We start from the raw sequence: 6,949 nt of genomic DNA on the forward strand, positions 1-6,949 counted from the left end.
CATCAAATTGAGAAAAAAATTATCAAAACAGTTATCCCATGAAACAACAAAAACAAAGGCAAGGCGTTAAGAAAAGTCATGAAGAAATTATTCAATCATATTCCGTTCCAAATTAAAATAGCAACCACTGGCTTGTATGTGCTTCTGGTTGCGGCTTTGTCGCTCATTCCAGCCAGCGACTTACCAAAAGTTCCTTTATTTCCCGGTGCCGATAAGCTGGTGCACGCAGCAATGTATTTTGTGCTTTCCATTTTGATTTTATGGACTTTTCATGCCAAACAAATTGCTCGCTGGAAATTGTACAGCTTTGTCATTGGCTGGGGATTGCTGATGGAATGCCTGCAAATACTGATGAATGCCGGCCGCCACTTTTCATATGCTGATATTGTGGCCAATATTACCGGAGTTGCATTAGGAATAGCGCTTTATAATTTCTTAAATAATCGCTTGCAGTTGGAACACATGCCTGAATCCAATTAGTCAGGATTCAATCGGCTCAACTTTCTCAATAAACTGGGTCGACACATCGGCAAAAATTGAACATCCCAACTTATCAAAACGCAAGACGATTCTTTTCTTTCCCCTTACTTCAGAAATTTCGCCTTCAATTCCTGCCAAAGCTCCGGCAACAACCCGCACTTTTTGCCCTTTAGCAATGTTTTCATTGGTAACATGAACTGCGGAGTTCACCTTTTCAATAAACAGTTTCAAGTCATTAATTTGCTTTTCAGGTATTTTGGCCGGTTCGTTCCCAAACGAGATGAAAGCCATCACACCACTGACTTTAAGCACTTCTACATACTCGCGATAGCTGACACGCACAAACAAGTATCCTCTCAACAAAGGTTCTTCAACGATTTTTACACGATCGCTCCACTGTCTCTTCGAAACCTGCAGTGGCAGATAAGCCTCGATGCCTCTGCGAATCAATTCACCGAGCGACTTCTTTTCAGCTCTGGACTTTACGTATACGGCATGCCATTTGTAGTCTCCGTTTTTCATCATATAAAAAAAATTTGTTACCCAACAACGCAACTGTTTTCTAAATATTTCATCTAAATATAAGTTGAGCAGGGGTTACCATTTTGGGTTTTTCGGAATTCACTAGAGTACACAGACGAAATCTCTACCTGTCAACAAAGGTATGCATTTCATCGATTACGCTTATGCTAAATCTTTAAAATACGAGTAATGACAAGGAAAAAGACGAAATTTCGAACGATTTTGAAGGTGAGTTCAAAAAAAAATAATTTTCACGAACACACTGAAAATGAAAAGAAAACGTTTTAATAACATTAAAACCTGTTAAAAAACATACAACGATTCTATTTTTGCAACTTGAACCCATTTTCTATGACTGAATACTTATTAATCATATTCGCAGCCGTTGTCGCTAGCTTTTTATTTACGTACTCAACTATCCCCCCGATCGTGCGTATCTCAAATGAAAAACACTTATTTGACGTTCCAAATTCCCGAAAACTGAATAAGACTGTTGTTCCAACACTGGGCGGCGTCGCCATTTTTATTGGTATTTGCCTGGGGTCGACGCTATTCTTGGGAAAACTTCAATTCACCGAGCTACGGTACATTTTTGCTGCCCTTCTGATGCTCTTTTTTATTGGATTGAAAGACGACATCCTGATTATTTCAGCACGCAAGAAGTTGTTGGTTCAAATGGCCGCTGCGGCTATATTAGTGGGTTTAGGAGGCATTCAAATTACGAGCTTGTCTAACTTGTTTTACTTCAACCAGATTAGTATCTGGTTAAGTGCCCCACTCTCATTCATGATTTTGTTATTTATTATCAATGCGATGAATCTTATTGACGGCATTGATGGACTAGCTGCTGGAATCTCAATCTTAGTATCAGGAGTCTTGGGAACTTGGTTTTATGTCAACGGACATTTTGAATACGCCATATTAAGTTTAGCGATGAGTGGCAGTTTACTGGCATTTCTGCGGTTTAATTTGTGGGGTGGTGACAATAAAGTTTTCATGGGTGATACCGGCTCTCTGATTTTGGGAGGACTTTTAGGAATTCTGGTCATTAAATTCCTAAGCTTTAACATAGTAGCCCCCTCATTTTTAAAAGTTCAAAACGCACCGGCTTTTGCTCTGGCGCTGTTTATTGTTCCGGTAACCGATACCTTGCGAGTATTTATCATCCGGCTATATCAGAAACGATCACCTTTTTCACCTGACATGAATCACGTTCATCACCTGCTGATTCAATCGGGCATGAAACATATCCAGGCGAGTGCATTTTTGGTTCTATACACGGCATTCTTTGCTTCATTTACCTTGGCCACAGCAGCTTATTTATCAAGCACAGTCAGTTTCCTGCTCCTGCTAAGTATGAGTTTTGGGGCAATTGGATTAATGAAAAGAAGGACCGATCAGATCAAACTCAAAAGAGATCGTCAAATTCGGCTTACGCGAAAAATCCTGTCAACAGGAATTGCCCTTCATGAGGATCCATTTCGGTTTACGGAAAGTAAAAAGAAAATCTATCAAAATTAATTGGACGCTAATTCAGCTTCAAGGCCATTCGGAATTCAGCTCCAAATCCTGAATCCATAATTGCACCGCGATCGTAAGCCAGCTTTAGTGAAAAAGACAGCGGCTTTTGCGGTAGTGAATACGCTAACTGAGCGCCAAGTGAAAAAAGCTCTGCAGGCGAGTCATACTCAGCCCCATGCTGTCCGTAATGTTTGGAATAAGTCACCTGGGTTTTCCAGTTTACATCATCCGAAAACCAGCCACCCATGCCGTGATGAATCACCCACATACGCGTGTTTGCAAAACCGGTGGAAATGCCATCTTCATTAATTCCCGGCATAAAAAGCGGAAGTCCGATCATCCGCTGATAGCTAACAAATCCCGAACGGTAAACGCTGTTGTTGAAATAATTATCCCGGCCATTGCCAAAAACCTCCCCCGGATGGTCTGGGTCCGGTTCTTTATGAAACCGGCCGCTTTGATGCCGGGTGTTGACGTATTCAAGCACCACAGACTCCAGTAACTGGTGCATTTTTTTTTCTTTCCAGTGGACTCCCCATAAACCATCCGGCGCATTTTCAAATCGCATGCCCGACCCATCTTCCCAAAGATGCTGCCAATAAAAGCTCAGTTGATGTTTTTTAGTATCATGCTCCAACGAAACGATGTATTGCCCCAAGTGGTCGCCTGCCACATTATTCCGGTCGGTGTCCGGCGCGCTCTCACTTCCAACCTTGCCAAAAACATACCGGATGTAATCTTCAAAACCCGGCAACTGTCCGTACTCCGGGGAGTTGCCGCCCCAATGCGCCCAATGGTCCAACCCGGCAGAAAAAGTCCATTCCGGCGAAATCATATAACTAATATCCAGCCGTTTATGATGCAAGTTGGCATTCTCCACCACCCGATCGTCCAGCAAAAAATATTCGTTGTACTCCAGGTCAAAGAAAAACCGGCTCAACCAGCCCTGGTTGAAGGGGCGAAAATCAGTTGCTCCAAACCCAATGCGCGGCATCGGACGGGCATTGTTCGACAAAAACAGGTTCCCATTCGTGAGTGAAAGCCCATCGGCAAAGATGGGTTCAGACTTGGCTCCCAAATGCAGATACCATTGCTTTCTATGCATTCGGCTCCAATATTCTACCGGCTGAAAAACGGCATGATCCGCCAAGCGGCCCAACAAACTCAAACCGTAGGAAACTGCCAGATTATTATTTGACTTCTGTGACTTCCCAAACAGTTGAAATAAGAATAGCTGCTGAAAGGAATCTTCCGGATCTATCATCCCAAGCTGATTGCTTTGCAACCAAAACGGAACTTGTTCACCTGACGAAACCAAGCTTCGCGATTGCAGGGTGATAGTAGGCTTTTCATCGGCTACCTGAGCCAGCAAACTGCATGACAACAGGGCAGCCAGGAAGAGCGAGACTAATTTCTTTAGCATGGGTTTTGAGACTCGTTCGACATTGCTTTGGCAATATAATAAAACCACACAAACGATCCGCCATCATTTCATGCCCATCGTTTGTGTGGATTCTTTCATAAAAAAAGCAGACCTGTAAGCCGGGTTCTGTACTCTCCGGCAAAAAAACTGGAGAGTCTCTATCATTTATCTGGCCGCAGCATCACTGCTACGATCTAGCAACCTACCCCTCACGACTTCCGACAGAGTCGGAATGGGACGGGCCGCCCCTGGTCGTGATATATTTGGTCTTGCAACCCAAGAGGCGTACGGCTTCCGAGGTCACCCCCGGAACCGGTGAGCTCTTACCTCACCTTTTCACCCTTTTCCCCGAGTACACGGGGATGGTTATTTTCTGTTACACTACTGCAAGCTTTCGCCCGCCTTCCCATTAAGAAGCTTGGTGCCCTGTGTTGCCCGGACTTTCCTCCTTCCGACTAATGCCGAAAAGCGATAGAGCGGTCTGCGGTGCAAAATTATGAAAATCAATGAAATTCCAATTCTTAGCAACCGTTTATTTTCGCAGAATCACCATGGTCGCGCCGTAACCATATTCCTGGAAACTCGCATCCTGAAAAGCGTATCTTTTATATCGATGCGAAAGCTCGCGACGCAGCTCCTGCTTCAAGGTTCCATTTCCCAACCCATGAATGAAGACCACTTTCTTCACCTGCTTTTTAATGGCTTCATCCATCTTCTCGTGAAAATGAGTCAACTGCAAATCCAGCATTTCCTTGTTTGACAAGCCCGTAGTGTTGTCAAGCAATTCGTGAATGTGCAAGTCCACCTCCAGCAAGTCGGTATTTTCAACCACCGGCTTTGGCTTTCGGGCCGGTTCCTTGGCACGAACCGCCTGCTTCACCTCTTTCTCAGTCAGCCCTTCCACAGCCTGCTCCATGGCGCTTTGATTCAGCTTGATGAGCATGGCTTTTTCGCTGAAAAAATCGTTGCCCACAAAACTTCCCGACTTATAAAACTTCACGGGGTTCACTTTTACCGACGCTTCAACCGGGCGTTCCAAACGACCGGATTTTTCGCGGTAGCAAATCAACTGAAAAAAATACTCCGGCAGTCCGGCGATGTCTACTTGCGCGATGGAATCCAGCCAAAGCTTGGTATTGGGTTCCAGCTCACCTGCCTCTTTGGTTTCGTATTCCACGCCATCAAACTGCGAAAAATGATACAAAACCGAAAAGTTACTATCGTTGATCAGGTAAAGTTTAATCGACCCATCCAGCGGATTTCGGCTGTCTTCAGGTACAAAAGCCAGCTGGAAATTGGGCTCATCGTTGCCTTCAATCAACACGGTTTCTTCTTTCGCCGGTGCTTTCTCCGGCTCCCTCTTGCCCGGTACTGCCTGCGCTACAAAATCTTGCACCGAGGGTTTCTTCACGGCTGCCAGCTCATCGCTCACCACAACCAACTCAGAAACCAAGGTGGGAATCTCAAAACCATCGTCGTTCTCCACATGCACCAACGACTTACTCACCACTTTGGTCACGATGCCTCCGCCGACATCATTCATAAATTTAACCCGATCGCCTACTTTTATCATGACATTCTAATTTTACCCCAAAATTAAGAACAATTTCTACCGAAAATAATTATTCCGTACTTTTGCGGCCCATGAGTGAAAAATCATCCATAAAACCGGTGCTTGGCCAAAGCGCGCAAGCCTTGAACTACGAACTGCCCGACGAGCGGATTGCCAAATATCCCTTGGCAGAGCGCGATGCTTCCAAGCTGTTGGTTTGGAAGAATGGGCACATGGAAGATGCGACCTTCCACACCATTGCTGATTTCTTACCCGAATCAAGCCTATTGGTTTTTAACAACACGAAAGTCATCCGGGCACGGCTGCCGTTTCAGAAAAAGACCGGCGCTCAGATTGAGATTTTTTGCCTCGACCCGGCTCATCCGGCCGACTACCAGCTTGCTTTTCAGCAAACCAGCCGTTGTAGCTGGAACTGCATGGTAGGCAACCTGAAAAAATGGAAGCAGGAACCCCTGGAACGTCTTGTGGAAGTGAACGGAAAAGCGATAACCCTGGTGGCTGAAAAGCTGAGCCAATCGCGGGAGCATGTGCTCGTTGAGTTTAGCTGGAATGATGCTTCGGTGGACTTTGCTTCGCTGATTGAAGCCAGCGGGATCTTGCCCATCCCACCCTATTTGCATCGCGACACCGAGGCCAGCGACCTGGAACGCTACCAAACCATTTATTCGAAGATTAAAGGATCGGTTGCCGCACCCACCGCCGGACTACATTTTACCAATTCGGTTTTTGCTTCGCTGAAAAAGAAGAACATCAGCTGTGCCGAAGTGACGCTGCATGTGGGAGCCGGAACGTTTAAACCCGTCAAGGCAGTCACCATTGCCGACCATGAAATGCACGCGGAGCAGTTTGTGGTGTCGCGCCAATTGATTGAACAACTGCTTTTGAAAGAAGGCAAGCTCATTGCGGTTGGAACCACCTCCATTCGCACGCTGGAAAGCCTTTATTGGCTGGGGATTTCAATACTGAAGAACGCCAACCAGTTGCCCGGCAAGCTGCACATCGAACAATGGGCGCCCTATGAAACGACGGATCAGCAACCAGCCAAAGTTGTTTTGGAAGCCCTGATCAGCTACATGGATCGCCACTGGCTTCCGGTTCTGATCGCTTCCACCCAAATCATCATCGTTCCCGGCTACCAGTTCCGAATTGTTGATGGCATGATCACCAACTTTCATCAACCACAAAGCACGCTGCTGCTGCTCATTTCGGCTTATGTTGGCAACGACTGGCAGCGCATCTACCGGCACGCACTGGATAACAACTACCGCTTTCTGAGTTATGGCGACAGCAATTTGTATTTGAAGTAGCTTGCGAGTGAGGGCTTCACTCAAAGCGAACCTTCACTACCCGACCTAACTTGGCTTAACCAAGTCTGCCATCGAATCCGCAGCAACAGGAGAGTTGCAATTACTCAAACAATTTCGAAGCAA

6 protein-coding genes and 1 other RNA gene are annotated in these 6,949 nt (G+C 45.7%); 3 read left to right on the forward strand and 4 right to left on the reverse strand.

Translation table 11 applies throughout. The features are described 5' to 3' along the window. Positions 1-78: 78 nt before the first annotated feature. The gene (locus AAC033_RS02500) at positions 79-480 is read left to right on the forward strand and encodes a VanZ family protein (protein ID WP_339735026.1); all 402 of its coding nucleotides are present in this window, start codon (positions 79-81) and stop codon (positions 478-480) included. Here AAC033_RS02500 and AAC033_RS02505 read toward each other — a convergent pair whose 3' ends face one another. Next, on the reverse strand, positions 481-1,005 hold the full coding sequence (locus tag AAC033_RS02505; protein WP_339735028.1) for a UpxY family transcription antiterminator: 525 nt from the start codon (positions 1,003-1,005) through the stop codon (positions 481-483). A 348-nt stretch (positions 1,006-1,353) separates the two neighbouring features. Here AAC033_RS02505 and AAC033_RS02510 point away from each other — a divergent pair, with 348 nt between their 5' ends. Next, positions 1,354-2,523: an MraY family glycosyltransferase gene (locus AAC033_RS02510; RefSeq protein WP_339735030.1), complete on the forward strand. Its 1,170-nt coding sequence runs from the start codon at positions 1,354-1,356 to the stop codon at positions 2,521-2,523. Between the two features lie 7 nt (positions 2,524-2,530). Here AAC033_RS02510 and AAC033_RS02515 read toward each other — a convergent pair whose 3' ends face one another. The 3 genes from AAC033_RS02515 to AAC033_RS02525 all read right to left on the reverse strand — a co-directional run bounded on the left by AAC033_RS02515 (position 2,531) and on the right by AAC033_RS02525 (position 5,519). Beyond that, positions 2,531-3,946: a capsule assembly Wzi family protein gene (locus AAC033_RS02515; RefSeq protein ID WP_339735032.1), complete on the reverse strand. Its 1,416-nt coding sequence runs from the start codon at positions 3,944-3,946 to the stop codon at positions 2,531-2,533. Positions 3,947-4,045: 99 nt separating this feature from the next. After that, positions 4,046-4,434: RNase P RNA component class A (gene rnpB / locus AAC033_RS02520), an RNA gene on the reverse strand. A 44-nt stretch (positions 4,435-4,478) separates the two neighbouring features. Continuing rightward, a complete protein-coding gene (locus AAC033_RS02525) occupies positions 4,479-5,519 on the reverse strand; it encodes a DUF2027 domain-containing protein (protein WP_339735034.1) in 1,041 nt (346 codons plus the stop codon). A 71-nt stretch (positions 5,520-5,590) separates the two neighbouring features. Between AAC033_RS02525 and AAC033_RS02530 the strand changes: the two genes are divergently transcribed. Beyond that, on the forward strand, positions 5,591-6,826 hold the full coding sequence (locus AAC033_RS02530) for an S-adenosylmethionine:tRNA ribosyltransferase-isomerase (RefSeq protein WP_339735036.1): 1,236 nt from the start codon (positions 5,591-5,593) through the stop codon (positions 6,824-6,826). Positions 6,827-6,949 lie beyond the last annotated feature (123 nt).

Source organism: uncultured Sunxiuqinia sp. (assembly GCF_963974515.1).
GTDB lineage: Bacteria > Bacteroidota > Bacteroidia > Bacteroidales > Prolixibacteraceae > Sunxiuqinia.

Coding starts and splice junctions, on each gene's coding strand:
- AAC033_RS02500 (WP_339735026.1), top strand. CDS start 79: ATGAAGAAATTATTCAATCATATTCCGTTCCAAATTAAAATAGCAACC.
- AAC033_RS02505 (WP_339735028.1), bottom strand. CDS start 1,005: ATGATGAAAAACGGAGACTACAAATGGCATGCCGTATACGTAAAGTCC.
- AAC033_RS02510 (WP_339735030.1), top strand. CDS start 1,354: ATGACTGAATACTTATTAATCATATTCGCAGCCGTTGTCGCTAGCTTT.
- AAC033_RS02515 (WP_339735032.1), bottom strand. CDS start 3,946: ATGCTAAAGAAATTAGTCTCGCTCTTCCTGGCTGCCCTGTTGTCATGC.
- AAC033_RS02525 (WP_339735034.1), bottom strand. CDS start 5,519: ATGATAAAAGTAGGCGATCGGGTTAAATTTATGAATGATGTCGGCGGA.
- AAC033_RS02530 (WP_339735036.1), top strand. CDS start 5,591: ATGAGTGAAAAATCATCCATAAAACCGGTGCTTGGCCAAAGCGCGCAA.